The following is a 1,401-nucleotide window of genomic DNA, read 5'->3' on the forward strand; positions in this document are numbered from 1 at the left end:
TAATGCCAGTCAGTTAAGCCCTCCAGCCCTCTTTTTGGGGTATTTGACTGGTCTAGGCTTGACCACTCTTGGGTAACTTCGCTCTCGTCTGGCTGGCAGTATGAAGTGCTGAGCCTGGATTCTCAGTTCTGCCAGTCGTTTAGGGATCGTGCCTGGCGTTTCCAGCGGACAGAAGCGCAGCGCATTGCTGACCGCTTGAGACAACCAGAGAAAACTCAAGCGTTGCGGTACCACCTTTATTTCTTCAGCCATCAAGCGCATTTCCTGACGGATCAGGTTGTAGGCCAGCAGAGTTCCCCACAGTTCTTGACGCACCAGATCAGGTTGTTTACTGCGTAATTGCTCTCCTTTGAGCAGGTTTTGCTTGATCTCGCGGTAACCCAACTCGATTTCCCAGCGTTCGTTGTAGTGCCCCGCCACCTGATTGGCAGGGTAACGTTCGGCATCGATCAACGAGGTGAGATAGCGGCGGGGTTTGTCGTCTATCGAGTACTCAATCAGTCTTGCCTGCCAATGGCTAGGAAGGTCTGGACGTTGCTTGAGCGCATCTCTGGAAACCGTCAGTCGCACAAGCCAATCACCGGCGCCCAACTCTTCGATCACCTCGTACTTGAGCGGTTTGCGTGCCCGCATGAGCCAGTGCCGTTCGGTTCCACTGTGCTGCCAGTCGAGCAAGAGGGCCGCCGAGTAATAGGCGCGGTCAAAAATCGTCACCGAATGATCGCTTACCGCTTTCTCCAGACCTTTGGCATAGCGAAGTTCGCCGACAGCAAACTCGCCAAAACAGGCAGCCCGAATCAAGTGACTATAGGTATCCATCAGGCAAACACCGCGCACTTGTGGCCAGGCTCCGTCTCCCGAGTGAGTCCGCCCGCCACCAAAGGCTTGGCGGTTTTCTGGTGTGTCAGGGGTGGACCAAACCACGCCGTCTACCGCAAAGCTGCGTAACCCTAAAAAGCCAGCCGAAGCTGGCTGCTCAGCACCGCCCCATGACTCTGCCAATTGCTTAAACAGTGCGGCAAGGGGCTCTGCTCCCAGCCGTTGCCGGGCCTGGACTGCTGCGCTGGGCACAGGCACCTTTGCTTCGCCCAAAGCCAGTCCCAGCTGCTGCACGATGAGCCAAATCGGCTCGTTCTTGAACAAGGCCAACCCCACCACCAACCAGACAATACGCTCGGCCGGCAGGCGTCTACGGCGCAGAGAAACCGTTCCGGTCGAGGCCAGCGCTTGCTCGATCCACAGGGGATCGATCAGTTGCGCAAAGCGTTCGAAAGAGATCGGATTGAGTTTGGTAACTTCTTGAAGGGCGTTTTGTAGGGACATGAAGCGGGCTCATAAAAACATAAGCCCGTTTCTATTACTGCTGGGCGGGCAAGTCAATTTCTTAACTGACTGGCATTA

At 55.7% G+C, this 1,401-nt stretch carries 1 protein-coding gene; it reads right to left on the reverse strand.

Translation table 11 applies throughout. The features are described 5' to 3' along the window. Positions 1–9: 9 nt before the first annotated feature. A complete protein-coding gene (locus tag EYC95_RS30005; protein WP_131063535.1) occupies positions 10–1,323 on the reverse strand; it encodes an IS4 family transposase in 1,314 nt (437 codons plus the stop codon). Positions 1,324–1,401: the final 78 nt, after the last annotated feature.

Source organism: Pseudomonas sp. BGI-2 (genome assembly GCF_004310295.1).
In the GTDB taxonomy this organism is placed as follows: domain Bacteria; phylum Pseudomonadota; class Gammaproteobacteria; order Pseudomonadales; family Pseudomonadaceae; genus Aquipseudomonas.

Coding starts and splice junctions, on each gene's coding strand:
- EYC95_RS30005 (WP_131063535.1), bottom strand. CDS start 1,323: ATGTCCCTACAAAACGCCCTTCAAGAAGTTACCAAACTCAATCCGATC.